The following is a 19,251-nucleotide window of genomic DNA, read 5'->3' on the forward strand; positions in this document are numbered from 1 at the left end:
GCGATCTTGCGCTAATAGGAAAAATATGTTGCGAACTCGATGGATATATATGATTGTCTTGGCGACTTGCGTGGGTAACAACTCCGCGTGGGCCGCTTTTGATTTGGTAATCAGTATTCCTTCGCCGGGAAGCTTCACGCCTACCCAGCTCACGCATCTGCAATCGTCTCTGACAAACGCGGAAGCTCGCTGGGAAAGCTTCATCACCGGCTACCAGCCTGGGATCAGTGTGACGGGCATGTCGATCACGGTGCAATCGGGTTCGGACTTTGCTGCCGCGACTCCACCGGCCACGCTCTTTCAAGGAGGTTACTTTGTCGGCGTGAGCAGCACTGTGCTGATCAATCCGATAGTCATCGACAACTATGCCGCGTGGACGGGAGCCGGCTTTCCTAGCCCCAACCCTGCCTATCTTGGTCTTAACTATTTGGAAGATATCCTCGCCCACGAAATTGGCCATTCGCTAGGGATAGGAACGCTGTGGGACGACAACGGCGTTTATACGAATGGCACGGGCATGTACACCGGAGCTTACGGGCTCAAAGCCTATCGTGAGGATTTCGATCCGACCGCTAACTTCGTTCCGGTCGAGCTCGCGGGCAGTGGGGGAACCATCGACCAGCATTGGAACCAACTCATGCGGAGTAGTACGCAAGAAGGTAACCCCAGCAACCCGTTCAGCCTTTCGCCGCTGACAGGCATTACGGATGCCCAAGGGCGCGATCTGGGCTTGGAATTGATCACTGGGGCACTCGACCCTGACTACGGCAAGCCCTTTTTGAGCCGGATGACGGTACAATCGTTGCGAGACTTGGGATTTACAGTCGTTCCCGAGCCAGGCAGCCTTGCGCTGGGATTTGCATTCTGCTTGATCGTCGGCTGTCAGCGACGATTATCCTAAAGATCGCGCAGCCTTTCCGGCGTGAGTTCGCGTAAGCTGTCGACAATCAGCTTGGCATGCGAAAGTTCGGCACGGGTCGCGGTTCCAGTGAGGGCAACGCTCGCCATGCCGGCCCGATTGGCGGCTTCAATCCCGGCGGGGGCATCTTCGACGACCACGCACTGCTCAGGCTGCATCCCCAAGCGTTCACCAGCAATCTGAAAGACTTGAGGATCGGGTTTTCCCCGAGTGACGTCGACGCGCGTCACCACGGCATCAAAGAGAGACTCACGCCCCAAACATTCGAGCGTAAGAGCGATATTTTCTGGCGGCCCCGACGAACCGACGGCCAAGAGAAAGTCAGCCTCATGCAACGCATCGAGCAACTCCGCAGCGCCGTCAATCGTGGGGAAATCCTCGCGAATAATATCGCGATACAAAGCTTCCTTGCGATCATCCCAAGCGCGGATGTCGTCGTCGCTTAGATGAGCACCATACAACGCAGAAATAATGTCATGGCTCGTGCGGCCAAAAGTCTTGCGGAACTCGGCTTCGGTGAATGAAGCACCATGCTCGCCGAACATTTTCAGCCAGCTTTGAAAATGAGCCTGATACGAGTCGATTAACACGCCATCGACGTCGAAGATAACCGCGGTCCGTGCCATAGGAATTCCTTAAGCAGTTGTTCTGGATTTCGTCAGCAGCGAAACAATAATGAGCGTCAAAAATCCAAGCGGGATTGTCACGATGCCGGGTTGGCTGAATGGCACGAGAGCCTTCTCGGCTGGCAATCCATAGACGGCCGAAAAGGTATCGCCGCTCAACAGAATCCACGCGAGCGAGCTCACCATTCCCACGAGAACCGCGGCAATCACCCCTTGTTTCGTGACGCCTCGCCAAAAGAGTAGCATCACGAGTGAGGGCAGATTCGCCGAAGCGGCCACGCTGAACGCCCAACCCACCAAGTAGCTAACATTCAGACTTTGGAACAAAATTCCCAGCACAATTGCCAAACAGCCCACGACGACCGATGCAATCTTAGCCACGCGCACTTGCTCATGCTCGGTGAGCTTTTCGTGGGTGAACAGTGAAATTAGATCGTGCGACACGGCACCGGCAGATGCCAAAATTAAGCCACTGACCGTGCCAAGAACCGTCGTGAACGCAATCGCCGAGATGACGGCGAACAGATTTTCGTCCAAGCCACGAGCTAACAGCGGAGCTGCCATGTTGCTGTCGCTCACGTCGAGCGATCCACTGGTCATAGCCCCCAGCCCCATGTAAAGCGTCAGCACATAAAAGAATCCGATGCAGGCGATGCCGACAATCGTGCTTTTCCGAGCTGCGGCGGCATCCTTTACTGTGTAGTAGCGAATCAGAATGTGCGGTAGCGACGCCGTGCCGCAAAACAAAGCGAGCATCAGCGACAAAAAGTTGAGTTTATCAGTGAATTTGTCGCTCCGGATGCCTTTAAACGTGGGTGATTCTCCTGGCCGCAAAACTTGCGATCCCGGGGTTGGATGAGGTGAAAAAATCGTCGTGACTTCCGCAGGGTTGACGCCTTCCGACGAGAGGAATTTTTGGCTTTGCCACAACACCACTTCGCTCTGCTGCAAAGTGCTGAAAAACTTTAGCGGTCCGATGGGCCCCGTCGAGGTTTTTCCGTCCGGCAGACTGCTGAGAAATCCAACAGGTCTTAGCGAAGCATGACCAGGACCAATACCTTTGGGCAAACCATTGACCAGAACTTCTCCCGTGGAAGTTTGCGTTAATGTCTGACATTCCCTCAGTAAGGCTTTGCCATCGGTTTGGGGATCGATCAACCAAGTGATGATCTCGTTAGTTTCTTTATTGCGTGTGCGCAAATAAGGGGGGAATCCCAATTTGCCGCCTGTGTCGAGCAAGTCGTAATCTGCCAATTCAGGAACATCGCTCGCGGCTTGAGGGAACTCTCCAGCAGTGGGCCCGAGTGTCCGAAACTGATAGCCATCCAAACCGCCACCTTTAACCTCAAATCCTCGATTGAGCACCATCACGGTGAGGATCGCGCTGAAAATGACGAGCAACGCTCCTTTCAGAAATTGCACCCACGTCGTGGAAACCATGCCCGCCGTGACAACAATCACGATCACCGTCGCCCCCACGAGCAACACGCCGACCCAGTGGGGTAGGCCCAACAAAGGTTGAATCAGCACCCCGGCACCAACCATCTGCGGAATCAAATAAAACACGCTCACGGCGAGCGTGCTAACCCCGGCTGCTAGTTGAATGCCGCGCGATTGAAACCGTGCGTTGAGTGCATCGGCAAATGTGAAACGGCCGAGTCGCTTCATGGGCTCGGCAATGACGAATAGTGCGACGACCCAACCCGCCAAATAACCGATCGAATACAAGAAGCCGTCGTAGCCATAAAACGCGATCATCCCGCAAATGCCTAGGAAGGACGCGGCGGAAAGATAGTCACCGGCAAAGGCCACGCCGTTCACGAACCAGGGAATTTGGCCGTGGGCGGTGAAGTAGCCCTGCGACGATTTCGCACGACTCCCTAAGTAGAAACTCAATCCCAAGGTGATCGCCACAAAGATCAGAAAGAACAAGATGGCGATCGGCGAAGTGCTATGAATCACGACTGGTCCTCACTCGCGCCACAGCAAACTCCATAGATTAACGCGAGCACGATGGCCGCCAAGATCAGTGCGAAGCCATACCAGATGGCCACGTTGATCCCAGCCCAAGGCGTGGCTTCCATCGTGTTGGGAGCAAACGTATTGAGCAATACAAATCCGATATAAAGGACGAGATAAACGGCAAACAGGCTCAACCCAAGCCGAGAATTGCGACTGGTCATAATCATTCCAAAGGAGTCATCAGATGTAAGACGAGTGGCATTAGCATAACGAAAAAAGCTCTTGAATGCCTATGACTGCTGCTCAAATTTGGAACTTTCTGGAGCGGTACAAGTCCGATTGCATGGGCTTTACATCTATAGCTCACACAGTATTTTCGCTTGGCAAGGTAATCCGCGTGGTGCCCAACGCCGCCATGCTCGAACCAGCACTGAGCTAACTCGCTTCATCGCCAATTAGCAGTGAGATAATTTTCAGCACGGCCAGGATATGGTGCGGGTGCTGAAGCGTTTGATTCCGCAGAAACGCCCAAGTCGCACGGGCATGGCGCAGATACTGTCGGCGTGATGCTTGAACCGCTTCCAGGCCGAGTTCTGACAAGGTTTCCTTCCAAACAGGCTCTGCCGCCGCGAGTGCGGTTTCATCGCCGTCAATCGCGGGGAAAATCACATCGTCGAGGGCTTCAAGCCGCGAGACGACCTGGGGGTCGTCGATTTCTTCAAAGTGCCGGGAATCTACTTGAGAGTCGTTCACAGATACGTTCCTTTTTGCCCCAACAGACGTCAAGCCGAAATAGAGGAACCCTGGCGAAAGCATTCCGCCAGGGAACTGTCACCCGGCTAGGACAATTGACTTGTCGTATACGACAACAGCTCACACATTTGTCATGTAACGATGATGGTGATGTTGCTGTTGTTGGAAGTGACGCCATGAAGCGGGCTTCATCAACGCAGGTTGGTAGGAATTTGCGGCAACGAGGTTTTGCTTTTCCTAGTCGTCTTTTTTCTTCTCTTCCGAACGCTGGTTAGAGGCCACGCTCATCGTGATCGCGGATTTCTCATCCTTTTTCTTTGAGTCTTTGGCAAAGCTGTTGGTCGCAGCACCTACGGAAAAACTGTTCAGTAGCATCACGAGACCTAATGTCGAAACGAAAGCAAATTTAGCGGACATGGGACAGTTCCTTACAGAGGGGGCTTAGATCATGCAGGCGCAAACGAGCCGATGCACGCGTAGCCGGATAGAAAAAACAGAGAATACAAGGGGCCGTGAAAGAAAGTTCGCAGCGATTTAAATCTGCAAACGCACGTGCCGATTCACCAGAGACTGCCCACCGCCTCGCGGGCAGTCCAACAATGCAGAGAACATAGAATTCACAACAGCGAGTTCCGCCGTGCTGCTGGAGCTAGCCAAGGGAATTTTGCCCGTAACAGAGTCCAAAGACTCCTCAGCTACTAATGCAGCTTGTTCTTCTGACTCAGCGAAACCGACTTGAGCCATCAACGATAGGGATCGGTCGTGTGCTGGTGAAGATACCACCGCACCATCGTCAGAAGCGGCGCGAGCAACCGCGGTGAAGGCGCAGAAAGTGCCCGTCACCAACAGCAAGAACATCAGAATTTGCGACCGCCGACGCATGGTTGAACTCCACGATTTACTATCGTCAGTCTTTACGACGGGGCCAAGAGCAATGTTTGAGTCTTAAGGGAATGTAACGTCCGCAAGCAAAACATCTGAACATGTTGCACAGTCGAAACAGTATCCAAGTGATATCCTTTACACCACTTGCTGCGGCAAGTTAATTCCCGGGGCGGAAAGCACCGTCGAACCCGTCAGGAATTCGTCGATTGCACGGGCGGCGCCACGGCCTTCGTTGATGGCCCACACGACAAGACTTTGGCCACGGCGACAATCCCCGGCGGCAAAAACCTTTTCGACGTTCGTGGCAAACTCGCCATGCTCGGCGGCAAAAGTTTGCCAGTTGCCGCGCGGATTTTGCGTGGCTACGCCCAGCATTTCGCCCACTTCGAGTTCGGGGCCAATGAAACCCGTAGCCAGAAACACCAAATCGGCGGGCCAGATTTTTTCGCTCCCGGGGACTTCCGTGAAAGGAGCTTTCTCGCCCGGCTTTGACCAATCGACTTGCACCGTTTTCACACCGCTTACCCGGCCTTTGCCATCGTCGACAAATTCCTTAGTAAGAATGTTGAACTGACGTGGATCCTCGCCCAATTTGACCTTGGTTTCGGCGTGGGAATAGTCGACGCGATAAATCCGCGGCCACTGTGGCCAAGGGTTGTTCGGAGCACGTTTCTCGGGTGGCACGTCAAGCAATTCGAAGTTCGCGATCGATGTTGCGCCATGGCGTAGCGAAGTGCCGATACAGTCGGCGCCCGTATCGCCGCCGCCAATGACGATCACATTCTTACCTTTGGCAGACAGATATTTGCCGTCGGCCAAATCGGAATCCAGAAAACTCTTGGTGTTACGGGTAAGAAAATCCATCGCCAAATGGATGCCAGCCAGATCACGCCCGGGGCAACGAGCGGTGGGGTCAAACGATTTTGTCGCGCCTGTGGCCAACAACACAGCGTCGTACTCGTCAATCAATTCTTGCGGATTGATGAACTGCACTTCGCACCCGCGTTCTTGCATGATTTGAGTCATGTGTCCCGACGGAAAATCCTGTTTGCTACCCACATGAGCGCAAGTGATGAACTCCACGCCTTCGTCGCGCAACAAGTTCACACGGCGTTCTACGACATTCTTATCTAGCTTCATGTTGGGAATGCCATACATCAGCAATCCACCAATGCGGTCGGCCCGTTCGTAAACGGTAACGGCATGGCCTGCCTTGTTGAGTTGAGCGGCAGCAGCCAAACCCGCAGGACCGCTTCCCACGATGGCCACCCGCTGACCGGTTCGCTCGCTGGGGGGCTGAGCAACGACCCAACCCTCAGCGAAGCCACGATCGACGATCGCATTTTCGATGTTCTTGATCGTCACCGGCGGGTCGGTGATTCCCAGCACGCAGGCCCCTTCGCACGGTGCGGGGCATGCGCGACCGGTAAATTCTGGAAAGTTGTTCGTCTTGTGCAGACGGTCGAGCGCATCACGCCAACGGTTCTGATAAACGAGGTCGTTCCACTCGGGAATTAAGTTGTCGATGGGACAGCCGCTGTCCGATTGACAGAAAGGCACGCCACAATCCATGCAGCGCGCACCCTGTGTGCGCAAATGATCGACCTCTGGATTGGTATAAATTTCCAGAAAGTCTCCAGCGCGCTCAACGGGATCGCGATAAGGAACAGCCTTGCGCTCGAATTCTTTAAAACCGGTCGGTTTGCCCATGATAAATAGCTAATTAGTCGTGAGTAGTTCAGTTGTAGTTCTTTAAGGAGCTTTCGCGAAAATCCTAAACGGCAGCGGGTTGCTTCGCCTTACTCTTTTGCTCGAGCATCACCCGCTTGTAATCGGTCGGCATCACCTTCACAAACTGCGGCAGGCACTCGTCCCAACGGTCGAGAATATCCGCCGCTACGGCCGACTCGGTGTAGTTTTGATGTTGCTCGATCAATTCGCGAAGCTCTTCGATGTCTTCCTCGGATTCCACTTTGTCGAGTTCGACCATGCCGAGGTTGCAGTTGGCAAGCAGCTTTTCTTTGGGATCCCAAACGTAAGCGATACCGCCACTCATGCCCGCCGCAAAATTGCGTCCCGTGGGTCCCAAGATCACCACGCGACCGCCGGTCATGTATTCGCAGCCGTGGTCACCCACGCCTTCGATCACCGCTTGGGCACCGCTGTTGCGAACCGCAAATCGCTCGGCAGCCCGGCCGCGATAAAACGCCTTGCCGCTGGTGGCTCCATACAGACAAACATTGCCGACGATAATGTTTTCCTCGGCAGCAAACGAGGAGTTTTTCGGAGGATAGATCACGATTCGGCCCCCCGAGAGACCCTTGCCGACATAGTCGTTGGCATCGCCTTCAAGTTCGAGGGTCACGCCTTTGGCCAAGAATGCACCGAAGCTTTGGCCAGCTGATCCGTTGAACTTGAATTGCACGGTATCGTCGGGCAAACAATCTTCGCCCCACTTCTTACAAATCTCGTTGGAAAGAATTGTGCCCACGGTGCGATTGGTGTTGATAATCGTGAGCTCTTCACGGACCTTTTCGCCACGTTCAATCGCAGGTTTGGCCAAATCCAAAAGCTTAGTGATGTCGAGCGACAATTCCAGGCCATGATCTTGCTTTTGAGTGTTGTAAGTCCCCACGTTCGCATGCGGCTTCTTCACCGGAGTGAGTAGCGAAGTCAGGTCCAATCCATCAGCCTTCCAATGCTTGATCGCTTTGTCAGTTTCCAAGCAATCCACGCGGCCTACCATCTCCTCGATCGTGCGGAAACCAAGCTCAGCCATGATCTGCCGTGCGTCTTCGGCAACCATGAACAGATAATTGACGACATACTCCGGCTTGCCGCTGAACTTTTTACGGAGTTCGGGGTCCTGCGTCGCCACCCCCACCGGGCAGGTATTCAAATGACACTTACGCATCATGATGCAACCGAGCGTGATCAGCGGTGCCGTGGCGAAACCGAATTCCTCGGCACCGAGTATCGCGGCAATCACCACGTCCCGACCCGTTTTGAGTCCACCGTCGGTTTGCAACACCACACGGCTGCGCAGATCGTTAAGCACCAAGGTTTGATGCGTTTCTGCGATCCCTAATTCCCAAGGCAGTCCGGCGTACTTGATGCTCGTGAGCGGCGATGCACCCGTGCCCCCGCCATCGCCGGAGATCAAAATATGATCGGCGTAGCCTTTGGCGACACCCGCGGCGATCGTGCCCACACCAACTTCCGACACCAACTTCACGCTCACCCGCGCGGCACGGTTGGCGTTCTTCAGATCGTGAATCAATTGCTTGAGGTCTTCGATGGAATAGATATCGTGATGAGGCGGTGGGCTGATCAAACCAACCCCGGGGGTCGAGTACCGAATCTTCGCGATGTAGTCGTCGACCTTACGGCCAGGAAGTTCGCCACCCTCGCCCGGCTTGGCACCTTGCGAAATCTTGATCTGCAGTTCGTCGGCATTCGTCAGATAGTTGATCGTCACGCCAAAACGGCCCGACGCAACTTGCTTGATCGCAGAACGCTTGGAATCGCCATTGGCGAGCGGTTTGAATCGCTCGGGATCTTCACCACCCTCGCCGGTGTTGCTCTTGCCACCCAGGCGGTTCATCGCGATGGCCAAACTTTCGTGAGCTTCGGCCGAAATCGAGCCGAACGACATAGCCCCCGTGCAGAATCTCTTGACGATGTCCTTGGCGGACATGACTTCTTCAATCGGAATCGGCCCGCCGTTGGCATCCTTCTTGAATGCGAGCAAGCCACGCAACTGGCAGCGCGTTTCCGCATCGTGATTCACGTGTTCGGCAAAGCGGCGATAGGCGTTCGCATCGCCCGCGCGAGCCGCGACTTGAATGTCGGCAATCGATTGGGGGTCCCACATGTGTCGTTCACCCTCGGCCCGCCAATGAAACTCGCCGGGATTGGGGAGAACGGGTAGACGCGACGACTTCATGGCCGGATAGCCCAATGCATGTCGGCGCAGAGCTTCCTCGGCAAGAATATCGAAATCGACTCCCTGAATACGGCTGGCTGTACCGACAAAGCAGCGATTGATGACGTCGGACTTGAGCCCTACGGCTTCAAAGATTTGGGCACCCTTGTAACTTTGCAGCGTCGAGATACCGATCTTGGCCATAACTTTGAGCATCCCCATCGCCACGCCGGTGCGGTATTTCTTCACGAGCGCGTGATCGGCCTTGGTGACGGGATCGTAGAGTTCCCCATCAGATACGGAATCCACAGCCGGGTGCTTTTCGCCATCGCCACCTTCCTTTTCGCCGATGGCGGGTTCGCCGGAATCAAGCAATCCATCGCGGCGGGCTTGCCACAAAGCTTCAAAGGCCAAATAAGGATTAATCGCGTCGGCACCGTAGCCCACCAACAAACAGTGATGATGCACTTCGCGAGCTTCGCCCGTTTCGATCACCAGCCCAATGCGAGTACGCATCGTCTTGGCGATCAAATGGTGATGAACAGCGCCCGTGGCTAGCAGCGAACTCAAGGGAACGCGATCGGCAGAAATATCGCGATCCGACAGGATCACAAGCGAGTAGCCCTCTTCAACCGCCGCCTCAGCCTCGGCGCAAATGCGATCTAAGGCTTCGATCATCCCTTGCTTGCCCGCCGATTTGGGCCAAGTGATATCAATCACTTTCGACTGCCAACCACGATGATCCATGTGTTTGAGCGAAGCCAGCTGCTCGTTCGACAGAATCGGATGCGGCACGCGCAAGCGGTGGGCATGTTCCTTAGTCGTTTCCAGCAAGTTCTGCTCGGGACCGATGTAGCACTCGAGCGACATAATGACTTCTTCGCGAATCGAATCGATCGCGGGATTGGTCACTTGCGCGAACAGTTGCTTGAAATAGTCATAAACCAAGCGTGGCTTATCGCTGAGGCACGCCAGGCACGAATCGTTTCCCATCGAGCCGATTGGGTCTTTCTCGGCCTTAATGAGCGGCAACAGCATAAAGCTCATCGACTCGACTGTGAAGCCAAACGCCTGCATCCGCTCAAGCAGCGTGTTGCTATCGAAACCGTGCGGCTCTTTGTTGGGTTCGAGTTCGTTGAGATCGATCCGCTGATTGTTGAGCCACGTCTTGTAAGGCCGCCGCGAGGCGAAATCACTCTTTAACTCTTCATCGGGAATCAGCCGGCCTTGTTCAAAATCGACAAGGAACATGCGGCCCGGTTGCAAGCGTCCTTTGGCTTTGACGTTCTCGGGCTTAACCGTCGGCAGCACGCCGACTTCGCTCGCCATGATGACGCGGTCATCCTTCGTGAGATAGTATCGCGACGGGCGCAAACCATTACGATCGAGCACGGCCCCGATGCGCAAACCATCGGTGAACACGATCGATGCCGGCCCGTCCCACGGCTCCATCAACGCGGAATTGAATTCGTAGAAGGCTCGTTTTTCCTCGGACATGGTTTCGTGATTCTGCCACGCCTCGGGCACCATCATCATCACGGATTCTTGTAGGGGACGACCGTTCATCACGAGAAATTCAAGCACATTGTCGAACGAGCCCGAGTCGCTGCAGTCTGGCTCACAAACAGGAAAGAGCTTCTCCAAGTCGTCGGTATAGTACTCGCTTTTCACGAGACCCTGACGGGCCCGCATCCAGTTTTTGTTGCCACGCAGCGTGTTGATTTCGCCGTTGTGACTCATGTAGCGACAAGGCTGAGCCCGATCCCACGAGGGGAACGTGTTGGTCGAGAATCGCGAATGAACCATCGCCAAATGACTGGTGTAGTCTTTGTCAGCGAGGTCTGGGAAGTAATGGAACAATTGCTCAGTGGTGAACATCCCTTTGTAGATCATCACCTTGGCCGACAGCGAGCAGACGTAAAACATCTTGGCTTGCGTGAGCGAACTGTCGCCGCGCAGTTGATAGCTGGCCCGTTTGCGAATCGCATAGAGTTTGCGTTCAAAATCCTGCCCACGAACGCCTTCGGCAGCCGCGATGATCACTTGCTCAATCGATGGTTCACCAGCTAGCGCGCTTGGCCCAAGATCAGCCTTCGCATTGTCGACGGGGACTTTGCGCCAGCCGATCAGCTTTTGGCCGTATTCTTTGATGAGTTCTTCAACGACGGCCTTGCACTTGGCACGTTCGGCATCCTTTTTAGGCAAGAAGACATTCCCCGCGGCAAAGCTGCCTGGCTCAGGGAGTGCGACACCCAATTCAGCCTTAGCAACCTTGCTGAGGAATTCGTGGGGGAGCGCGGTCAAAATCCCAGCGCCGTCACCCGTGTTCGTCTCGCAACCACATGCACCGCGGTGGTCCATGTTGCGCAGGACTTCCCCGGCATCGAGCACGATTTGGTGACTGCGTTCGCCTTTGATATGCGCAACAAAACCGACGCCGCACGAATCATGTTCGTTTTCAGGGTCATACAAGCCTTGCTTGGCAGGAAACGGCGAAAATACTTCTTGTTGATCCATAGCTAAACCTTATTAATCATGCCGGCGATGACTATCGCCAGCTTCCCGCGCCATTGTTGAGCGATGATGCTGGTTGCAGAGTGGGGAGCACGACCTCGTCGTTTGCAAAGTCGGTGTCGGCACGCAACAAATCGATGAAATTCCGCGCCAACTCCCGCAACGGACGATCCCGCCGGTAAACGATCCCCAGTGGGCGCGTTTGCGGCTCTCCTTCCAGCTGCACCTTGACGAGTGTCCCCGAGGCGATTTCCTTGGAGACGGTCGGTTCCGGCAGCAAACTGATCCCTTCGTTGATTTCGATGGCCCGCTTCATCGTCTCGATATTGTCGAACTCAAACGCGATATTGGCGTCTACGTGATTGACCAACAGCGCGCGATCGATTTCCGCCCGAATACGCAAGCCCGCCTCAAACGCCACCAACGGTTCGCCCGAAAGATCGGCGAAACTGATTGTCGAAGCTTTCGCGAAGCGATGATTAGGATGACAAACGACCACCAAGGGCTCACTCCGCCAAGGAATCGCGGCCAAAGTCCGCGTTTCCTCGGGGTAGCTCACCAAGCCAAGATCGACATCCCCCTGTTCGACGACTTCCAACACGCGGTCGGGATGTAAGTATTCAAGCCGCACTTGAGCGTTGGGATACTTGGCCGAGAACTGCCGCATGAACAAACTCATGTGCGCGAGGCCAACGGAGTAAATCGACGCCACCAGCAATCGACCCGCCGAAGCGTTGTGGAGCGTGCGGACATCTTCTTCCAACTCGTCGTAAAGACGAACGATCTGCCGAGCGCCTTCAAAGTAGCGGTCGCCCTCTGGAGTCAAAACGAACGGTCGCTTCGATCGATCCAGAAGTTGCACGCCCAGCCGCTCTTCCAATTGGTGAACCACTTGGCTGGCGTTCGACTGGGAGATGCCATTGTCATCGGCCGCTCGCGAGAAGCTGCGGCGTTCGACGATGTCGCAATAAATTTTCAGTGACTTGATATGCATAGTATTTAGTTTGGCTGATTTTCGTGCTGGTCGGTTACGTCCTATCGCTCGTGCGCAACACTTTCTCACTCCAGCGCTAAAAGCGCTGTTGCCCTCTCGCATGAGTCCCGTGAGTCTGACCTCGTGACCGCCATCATCACTTTGGTCTTAGAAGCACACCGCAAGAGAGCGTTTCAAGCACTCGGAAGCGCTTGAGAATTGCGAAACCATCAGCGGGCGAGTCACTTGCCAACCTGCGGACAGTACCTATCCACCAGGGCAAGTTCGAGCGTCCAGTTGCTCGCGGGGGCATCCACTATCATGCCCATAAATGCCAGAAGCCGACAGAATCTAAAATCGAGATATTATAGTAAGGTAGGGCTATTTGAGCGTCAACCCATTAAAAATCCCGCATTATTAGCGAAATTGATCTTAGCGTTCGGGGAGTTTCTCGAATTTGTATTCATGCCCCCGGTCGCGGAGGACCTCGGCGGAGAGGATCTTGTCTGGCTCGGACCGCCCGGGGCGATCCGGATCGCGGCGCTTGAGCGAGGCAGCCACATCCATCCCTTCGACCACTCGACCAAAAACTGTATGTCGGCCATCGAGATAGGTCGTCGGGACATAGGTCAGGAAGAACTGTGATCCGCCGGTGTCGCGTCCGGCGTGAGCCATACTCAAGCTCCCCCGGAAATGCTTGCGATAGTTCGGGCCAAAGCATTCACAACGAATCGAGTAACCGGGGCCACCGCCGCCGGTTCCCGTGGGATCGCCCCCTTGGGCCATGAACCCCGGCAGTACGCGATGAAACGGCACATCCTTGTAATAGCCCTGCTTCACCAGCGTCAGGAAGTTCGCCACCGCCTGGGGCGCTTCGTTCTCGAACAGTTCGATCACCACGTCACCCCGCGAGGTGGTGAGCTTCACCCGCGGCAGGTTGTCGGCAACTTTCTCTGCACCGCGAATTAGCTCTTCCTGGGTCCAATTGTTTTTGGTGACTCCCATCGATTCCTGAAAACCACGAGCTAACTGGCCCAAGCGGTTCATATTTCCGCTGACACCGGCTGAATTCGCCTTAATGAAGTATTCCTGGGCGAGCTTGTAGTCGTTAGTTGCATAGGCACTTGCTGCACCCAACAGCCACAACTCGGGATAATCGGTCGCCGCTCCGGCATCGATCAGTTGCTGGACCATCGGCAAGGCTTTTTCGTATTGGTCGCCGCCGTCGCCGTTGGGATCGCCCAACACATGGAAATTGGCGATGGCCAGCAGCGTCTGATTGACAACCGGATAGCCTTTGGGATCGATGCGATAGACCTCCAGCCCTGCCGTGGTGAGCGCGTCGAGCAGCTTATCCGACTCCTTACGCATCGCGACAAGCTGCTTGTCGTCGGGGTTGGCCTGCTGCTTTTCGTGATACTTCTTTTCCAGCGTCATCCACTTGTTTTGCAGATCGACAAACGCTTTGTTGGCCGAGGCGGCATCCTGTGCCACGACGGAAACCGCGGGGGCGACCAATACCAAGAACATCGAGATCCGCAAAACCAAGGGGTGCATCGTGTGCCTCTTCCTGTCACAATGAGTATTCAAACCCTCTCCGGAATACCACGGCGGGAGACCTGAAATATACCGTTTCGTCCCCTTTTCGGCAGCAGCAATCAGTTAGAGCGGCATGGCAAAAGCAAAACCCAAACGTGGTGAAGTCAACGAAACTTCCGAGTTGCGGATCATCGGCGGCAAGCTCCGCGGCAGCAAGCTCCGCTACGAAATCTTCCAGCAAGGGGGCGATCCCGTCACCCGGCCGATGAAGCACCGCGTGCGGGAAGCCATCTTTAATCTGATCAGCACCGAGTCGGCGGGGCGGCATGCCATCGACCTGTTCGCGGGCACGGGAGCTTTGGGGCTCGAAGCCTTGAGCCGTGGCAGCGTAAGTGCCACGTTTATCGAGAAGCACGTCCCCACGGCGCGAGTCATCGAAGAAAATATTAAGACCCTCGGCCTCAGCGAGCGGGCACAGTTGCTCACCACGAGCGCCTTCCTGTGGGGCAAACGGGACTTGCCGAGTGCGGATTTCGGAATGCGAACTCCGGAATCCCCAATCCCCTGGCTTGTCTTCTGCAGTCCGCCTTATGCTTTCTATCACGATCGCCAAGCCGATATGCTTGAGCTCATTGTAGCCGTGCTGGATCGTGCTCCCGCGGAAAGTATCATCGTGATCGAAGCCGATCAGGCTTTTGATTTCGCACTGTTGCCGGGGCATGTCGCTGAAAATCGTCGTGACGACGGTTGGCAGATTCGCACCTACTACCCGGCCGTGGTTGGTATTTGGCGCAAATGATAGGGGTCTACTTTTCTGAAGCGAGGCGTGCATGTTTGATTATCTATTTAAGCTCATGTTGTTAGGACTCAGTTTCGCGATGGCGCTTGAAATCAATCAACCAGTTTCCGCGCAGGAAATCATTCCTCTGTGGAAAGGTACAGCTCCTGGATCCGAAAAATTCACCGGCAAGGAACATGTCGAGGAACGGGGCACACCCGAGCAAAGCACCGAGTGGATCACCGGCGTGAGCGAACCGACGCTCACGCTGTTCGATGCCACGACCAAGGACCACAGCAAAACTGCGATGATTATTTGCCCGGGCGGCGGCTACGGGGGGCTTTCGCAAACTAAGGAAGGAACTGAGATCGCCCAGTGGCTGGCCAAGCAGGGCGTGACATGTTTCGTGTTGAAATACCGGCACGGTGGCGGGCCCCATCAGCATCCCGTGCCATTGAATGACGTTCAGCGCGCGGTGCGAATTGTGCGTAGCCTCGCTAAGGATAAAGGCTATTCGCCGGATCGCATCGGCGTGATGGGTTTTTCGGCAGGAGGGCATTTGGCTTCCTCGGTTGGCACTCACTTTGATGAAGGCAACAAGGACGCTGCCGACACGATCGAGCAACAAAGCTGTCGCCCCGACTTTCAGGTGTTGATTTATCCTGTGATTTCGATGGAAGCGGACGTGACTCATGGGGGTTCGCTCGTGAATCTCTTAGGCGAGAAACCCGACGACGAGCTCGTGAAGCTCATGTCGAACGACACGCAAGTCACGAAACAAACTCCACCGACTTTCATCGTCCATGCAAGTGACGACGCGGCCGTGCCCGTCGAAAATGCGTTGCGATTCTATCGGGCTTTAGTCGGCCACAAAGTTCCCGCGGAGTTGCACGTGTTTGCTGAGGGAGGCCATGGCTTCGGCATGCGGCAACCAGGCCCGGTCAAGGAATGGCCCAACTTGCTGCTGCGTTGGCTCGATTCGCGCGGACTCGTCGCCCCCGCTGGCGAGTAGCACCAACGAGATAGCAAGACTTCCAACTTGGCAAACCTTGCCAAGTTGATTTCTGTTACAGACCCCCATATTTCTCGGGAAAAACGTCAGGTTTCCAACTTGGTCAACTTGGCAGACTTTTTTGCGCACTTTTAAAAATGATTGTGTTTTTTTCATGGTGATTGTCATGTGTCTAGACCTCCGGCGTGGCCAGGACGGATGGCGTAAAGCCTCCGTCCTTCGAAATGGGTTGTGTAAATTCATTCCCCTCCCGGTACGCTGGGAGGAGCTAGGAGCTAGGGGAGGGTCTTTAGGAACTGTTCTTATAAATTTCCTTTCGTTAAGGTTCCGTCCAATCGCTCCGGGCGCTCACGCTGACGGCTCGCCTGGTTCTTAATCGCTCCGCGTTGCTTCGCGACACGTCGCGGCTAACAATAAGACCCCATTATCGTGATTTGTGAGCGCGATGCTACAACGATTATTGGCCACCCCTCCGGAGAGTCGTTCCCGCGCAGGTGGAGATCCAGAATTTTTTTGCGCAGAGGCACGGTGGACGCAGAGAGAAAAACTTTATTTGCAGATGGCGCGAAAGTGCTGCTAGAATGCTCCACGATGTAAGCGATTATTTTCCTCGCAATCTCGCCATCGTGATCCGCCACGGCAGACCGGCAAACAAAAAAATATTAAACGCACGACCAGCTGTCGCGACTTTGTACCTTCATGAACACCACCACGCTTGCCATTCTGATTACTCTTGGCTTCAGCATCGTCGGCGTCGTGGGGGATTACTTTCTCAAACTTGCCAGCGGGCACGCTAACCCGCTTAAGTCGGGCTGGTTTTATATTGGGTTCGTGCTGTACGCCTCGACCGCGTTTGGTTGGGTCTATGTGATGAAGTATCTCAAGCTCGGCACGATTGGAGTGCTCTATTCCGTGTGCATGATCCTGTTCCTCACCGCCATCGGCGTGGTCGGCTTCAAGGAATCGCTCAACTACTACGAGATCGCCGGCTTGGTGATGGCGATCATGTCGCTGGTGTTGCTGACTCGGTTTGCATGATCACATGGATCAGTAGCCCGGTTGCGACGGATTGAGATTGTGAAACTGCGCGTTCTCCGGCGGGCCGATCGTGTTGAGTTCGAGCCGCAAGATCCGCAGGGCTTTTTCAAAGTCGCTGGCTTCAAACACCAAGAGGTGCTCGAACGTGTCGACCGTTTGCGGATCGACCTGCCGAAGATGATTGGAATAGATGCCGGCCTTTTCGTGGCGTAAGACCGAACGCAACGGGTTGATATATTTCGTGCGGACCTCTTCGGGCGAAAGCGTCGAACGGAAGGAGAGGCCGATTTTGTGCATGGTGTCGTTGCTAGGCGTTAGGATTTAGGCGATAGCTATGGGAATAATTTCCCATCACTTCTCTAGCGACCAGATACTAGCCACTAGCACCTACGAAACCACTTGCTTCGTCTTGAGCAGTTCGATCACACGGTCGACGCATTCGTCGACGTCGAGTTCGGCCGTGTTGAGCAACAAGTCGGGCGTCGTCGGTGCTTCGTAAGAAGCGCTTACGCCGGGGAAGTTGGCGATCTCACCGGAATCCGCCGCGGCATAGAGTCCTTCTTGATCGCGCTTGCGACAAACTTCGATCGGCGCATCGAGATGCACGACGAAAAACTTGGGACGACCCACGACCTCGGCCGCCTTTTGGCGAACTTCTTCCTGGGGAGACAAAAATGCCGCCAGACATATCAACCCAGCATCGTTCATCAGCTTGGCCACCTCAGCGGTGCGCCGCAGATTTTCGCTGCGGTCATCAACTGTAAAACCCAGATCGCGGCTGATGCCACGCCGCATGTTTTGACCGTCGAGCACCGTCACGGCGTGCCCCATATCAAATAGTCTTCGTTCCAAAGCAAAGGCCGTTGTGGACTTGCCCGCCCCGGCGAGCCCCGTGAATAAGACCGTGACGGGAGTTTGACTGAACCGGCCAGCGCGTTCGGCGAGCGTGACGTTCGAACGTTCGACTTGCAAGCGTTCATCAACTTCGTCGGACCAGTGATCTGTTTGCTCGGCCGTTTTCTGCCCGAGGATCATGCCCGCGCCCACGGTCACGTTGGTGATGCGATCGATAATGATAAAGGCACCCGTACCGTGATTTTGCCGATAGGGGTCAAAAGCCAGCGGTTGCGAGAGTCTCACCTGGCATCGGCCGATTTCGTTCAGGGCGAGTTCGTCGGCATCTTGGCGATGGAGCGTGTTGACGTCGATCCGATAACGGATGCGGCTGATCGATCCGGCGGCCACACGAGTTGTTTGCTTGAACCAATACTGCTTACCCGCAGCAAGAGGCTCATCGGTCATCCAAACGATCGTGGCGTCAAAAGCATCGGCAATTGTTGGAATATTGTCGGGTCGTACAAGCATATCCCCACGGCTGACGTCGATTTCGCGATCGAGAGTGAGTGTGACCGCCTGTGGTGCGAACGCTTCGTCGAGTTCCCCGTCGAAAGTGACAATCGACTTAACATGAGCGGTTTTGCGTGACGGGAGCGCCATGACGGGTTCGCCCTTGCGAATGCGCCCGGAAGCAATCGTGCCACAGAAACCGCGAAAATTAAGATGCGGGCGATTGACTAACTGGACGGGAAAACGAAAGTCGATCATGTTGCGATCAGAGGCGATATGCACGTTTTCCAGATGGTGCATGAGGGTCGAGCCTTCATACCACGGCATGTTGGTGCTTTTATCGACGAGGTTCTCGCCATGCAGGGCCGCGATAGGAATAAAATGCTGATCGACCATGTCAAGGCGCGACGCAAACTCCTTGTAGCTTTGTTTAATTTGCTCAAAGACCTCTTCGGAGTAATCAACAAGGTCCATTTTGTTGATGGCGACCAGGACGTGCTTGATACCCAAGAGCGACACGATGAATGAGTGGCGCTTGGTTTGGGTCATCACGCCGTGACGGGCGTCGATGAGGATGATGGCGAGATCGCAAGTGCTTGCGCCGGTCGCCATGTTGCGGGTATATTGCTCGTGGCCGGGGCAATCGGCGATGATGAACTTGCGCTTTGACGTGGAGAAATAGCGGTAAGCAACGTCGATCGTGATGCCTTGTTCGCGTTCGGCCTTGAGTCCGTCTGTGAGCAAGGCTGGATCAAAACTCCCTCCTGTGGTGCCAAATCGTTTGGAATCCACTTCAAGCGCAGCCAATTGATCTTCGTAGACCATCTTTGAATCGAAGAGCAAACGACCAATCAGCGTGCTTTTGCCGTCGTCCACTGACCCGCAAGTCAGTAAGCGTAGCATCTCCTTTTGCTCATGCTGCTTGAGGTAGGCGTGAATGTCGGTGGCAATGAGTTCTGATTGGTGAGACATATATATCT

At 54.9% G+C, this 19,251-nt stretch carries 17 protein-coding genes; 5 read left to right on the forward strand and 12 right to left on the reverse strand.

All coding sequences use genetic code 11. The annotated features are described in order from the left end of the window. Positions 1-25: 25 nt before the first annotated feature. Entirely contained in the window at positions 26-901 is an 876-nt protein-coding gene (locus tag SH678x_RS21570) for a hypothetical protein (RefSeq protein WP_496920531.1), read from the forward strand. On the opposite strand, the gene SH678x_RS21575 is transcribed toward SH678x_RS21570, so the two are convergent. Genes SH678x_RS21575 through SH678x_RS21585 form a run of 3 tightly spaced genes read right to left on the reverse strand, consistent with a single transcriptional unit; the run spans position 898 to position 3,728 of the window. Further along, positions 898-1,545, reverse strand: coding sequence for an HAD family hydrolase (locus tag SH678x_RS21575; protein ID WP_496920532.1), 648 nt, complete (start codon positions 1,543-1,545; stop codon positions 898-900). The genes SH678x_RS21570 and SH678x_RS21575 overlap by 4 nt on opposite strands. A gap of 9 nt (positions 1,546-1,554) precedes the next feature. Further along, positions 1,555-3,507: a sodium/solute symporter gene (locus tag SH678x_RS21580; RefSeq protein ID WP_496920533.1), complete on the reverse strand. Its 1,953-nt coding sequence runs from the start codon at positions 3,505-3,507 to the stop codon at positions 1,555-1,557. Further along, positions 3,504-3,728, reverse strand: a complete 225-nt coding sequence (locus SH678x_RS21585; protein WP_496920534.1) for a DUF485 domain-containing protein — start codon at positions 3,726-3,728, stop codon at positions 3,504-3,506. Before SH678x_RS21585 ends, SH678x_RS21580 begins: the two co-directional genes overlap by 4 nt. 71 nt (positions 3,729-3,799) lie before the next feature. Between SH678x_RS21585 and SH678x_RS21590 the strand changes: the two genes are divergently transcribed. Continuing rightward, positions 3,800-3,946 (forward strand): hypothetical protein, encoded by a 147-nt coding sequence (locus SH678x_RS21590; protein ID WP_496920535.1) that lies wholly within the window; start codon positions 3,800-3,802, stop codon positions 3,944-3,946. Here the strand turns inward: SH678x_RS21590 and SH678x_RS21595 are convergent. The 7 genes from SH678x_RS21595 to SH678x_RS21625 all read right to left on the reverse strand — a co-directional run bounded on the left by SH678x_RS21595 (position 3,943) and on the right by SH678x_RS21625 (position 14,114). Beyond that, positions 3,943-4,260 carry a hypothetical protein gene (locus SH678x_RS21595; RefSeq protein ID WP_496920536.1) on the reverse strand — a complete coding sequence of 106 codons (318 nt, stop codon included), beginning with the start codon at positions 4,258-4,260 and terminating at the stop codon, positions 3,943-3,945. The genes SH678x_RS21590 and SH678x_RS21595 overlap by 4 nt on opposite strands. 237 nt (positions 4,261-4,497) lie before the next feature. After that, a complete protein-coding gene (locus tag SH678x_RS21600; protein ID WP_496920537.1) occupies positions 4,498-4,677 on the reverse strand; it encodes a hypothetical protein in 180 nt (59 codons plus the stop codon). A 117-nt stretch (positions 4,678-4,794) separates the two neighbouring features. Further along, positions 4,795-5,142, reverse strand: coding sequence for a hypothetical protein (locus tag SH678x_RS21605; RefSeq protein WP_496920538.1), 348 nt, complete (start codon positions 5,140-5,142; stop codon positions 4,795-4,797). 138 nt (positions 5,143-5,280) lie between these two features. Continuing rightward, a complete protein-coding gene (locus SH678x_RS21610; RefSeq protein WP_496920539.1) occupies positions 5,281-6,855 on the reverse strand; it encodes a glutamate synthase subunit beta in 1,575 nt (524 codons plus the stop codon). A 64-nt stretch (positions 6,856-6,919) separates the two neighbouring features. Beyond that, on the reverse strand, positions 6,920-11,587 hold the full coding sequence (locus SH678x_RS21615; protein ID WP_496920540.1) for a glutamate synthase-related protein: 4,668 nt from the start codon (positions 11,585-11,587) through the stop codon (positions 6,920-6,922). Positions 11,588-11,618: 31 nt separating this feature from the next. Beyond that, on the reverse strand, positions 11,619-12,578 hold the full coding sequence (locus SH678x_RS21620; RefSeq protein ID WP_496920541.1) for a LysR family transcriptional regulator: 960 nt from the start codon (positions 12,576-12,578) through the stop codon (positions 11,619-11,621). Between the two features lie 411 nt (positions 12,579-12,989). Then, positions 12,990-14,114 carry a peptidylprolyl isomerase gene (locus SH678x_RS21625; RefSeq protein WP_496920542.1) on the reverse strand — a complete coding sequence of 375 codons (1,125 nt, stop codon included), beginning with the start codon at positions 14,112-14,114 and terminating at the stop codon, positions 12,990-12,992. A gap of 115 nt (positions 14,115-14,229) precedes the next feature. Between SH678x_RS21625 and SH678x_RS21630 the strand changes: the two genes are divergently transcribed. The 3 genes from SH678x_RS21630 (at position 14,230) to SH678x_RS21640 (ending at position 16,924) form a co-directional block, all read left to right on the forward strand. Continuing rightward, positions 14,230-14,895, forward strand: a complete 666-nt coding sequence (locus SH678x_RS21630) for an RsmD family RNA methyltransferase (protein ID WP_496920543.1) — start codon at positions 14,230-14,232, stop codon at positions 14,893-14,895. Positions 14,896-14,926: 31 nt separating this feature from the next. Beyond that, positions 14,927-15,886 (forward strand): alpha/beta hydrolase, encoded by a 960-nt coding sequence (locus tag SH678x_RS21635; protein ID WP_496920544.1) that lies wholly within the window; start codon positions 14,927-14,929, stop codon positions 15,884-15,886. A gap of 699 nt (positions 15,887-16,585) precedes the next feature. Next, a complete protein-coding gene (locus SH678x_RS21640; protein ID WP_496920545.1) occupies positions 16,586-16,924 on the forward strand; it encodes a hypothetical protein in 339 nt (112 codons plus the stop codon). Between the two features lie 9 nt (positions 16,925-16,933). Here SH678x_RS21640 and SH678x_RS21645 read toward each other — a convergent pair whose 3' ends face one another. Further along, a complete protein-coding gene (locus tag SH678x_RS21645) occupies positions 16,934-17,221 on the reverse strand; it encodes a hypothetical protein (protein WP_496920546.1) in 288 nt (95 codons plus the stop codon). A gap of 90 nt (positions 17,222-17,311) precedes the next feature. After that, positions 17,312-19,243, reverse strand: a complete 1,932-nt coding sequence (gene cysN, locus SH678x_RS21650; protein WP_496920547.1) for a sulfate adenylyltransferase subunit CysN — start codon at positions 19,241-19,243, stop codon at positions 17,312-17,314. Positions 19,244-19,251: the final 8 nt, after the last annotated feature.

The sequence above is a fragment of the Bythopirellula superficialaquae genome (assembly GCF_059632245.1).

Coding starts and splice junctions, on each gene's coding strand:
- SH678x_RS21605 (WP_496920538.1), bottom strand. CDS start 5,142: ATGCGTCGGCGGTCGCAAATTCTGATGTTCTTGCTGTTGGTGACGGGC.
- SH678x_RS21620 (WP_496920541.1), bottom strand. CDS start 12,578: ATGCATATCAAGTCACTGAAAATTTATTGCGACATCGTCGAACGCCGC.
- SH678x_RS21645 (WP_496920546.1), bottom strand. CDS start 17,221: ATGCACAAAATCGGCCTCTCCTTCCGTTCGACGCTTTCGCCCGAAGAG.
- SH678x_RS21610 (WP_496920539.1), bottom strand. CDS start 6,855: ATGGGCAAACCGACCGGTTTTAAAGAATTCGAGCGCAAGGCTGTTCCT.
- SH678x_RS21570 (WP_496920531.1), top strand. CDS start 26: ATGTTGCGAACTCGATGGATATATATGATTGTCTTGGCGACTTGCGTG.
- SH678x_RS21635 (WP_496920544.1), top strand. CDS start 14,927: ATGTTTGATTATCTATTTAAGCTCATGTTGTTAGGACTCAGTTTCGCG.
- SH678x_RS21585 (WP_496920534.1), bottom strand. CDS start 3,728: ATGACCAGTCGCAATTCTCGGCTTGGGTTGAGCCTGTTTGCCGTTTAT.
- SH678x_RS21625 (WP_496920542.1), bottom strand. CDS start 14,114: ATGCACCCCTTGGTTTTGCGGATCTCGATGTTCTTGGTATTGGTCGCC.
- SH678x_RS21590 (WP_496920535.1), top strand. CDS start 3,800: ATGACTGCTGCTCAAATTTGGAACTTTCTGGAGCGGTACAAGTCCGAT.
- SH678x_RS21630 (WP_496920543.1), top strand. CDS start 14,230: ATGGCAAAAGCAAAACCCAAACGTGGTGAAGTCAACGAAACTTCCGAG.
- SH678x_RS21575 (WP_496920532.1), bottom strand. CDS start 1,545: ATGGCACGGACCGCGGTTATCTTCGACGTCGATGGCGTGTTAATCGAC.
- SH678x_RS21600 (WP_496920537.1), bottom strand. CDS start 4,677: ATGTCCGCTAAATTTGCTTTCGTTTCGACATTAGGTCTCGTGATGCTA.
- SH678x_RS21615 (WP_496920540.1), bottom strand. CDS start 11,587: ATGGATCAACAAGAAGTATTTTCGCCGTTTCCTGCCAAGCAAGGCTTG.
- SH678x_RS21640 (WP_496920545.1), top strand. CDS start 16,586: ATGAACACCACCACGCTTGCCATTCTGATTACTCTTGGCTTCAGCATC.
- cysN (WP_496920547.1), bottom strand. CDS start 19,243: ATGTCTCACCAATCAGAACTCATTGCCACCGACATTCACGCCTACCTC.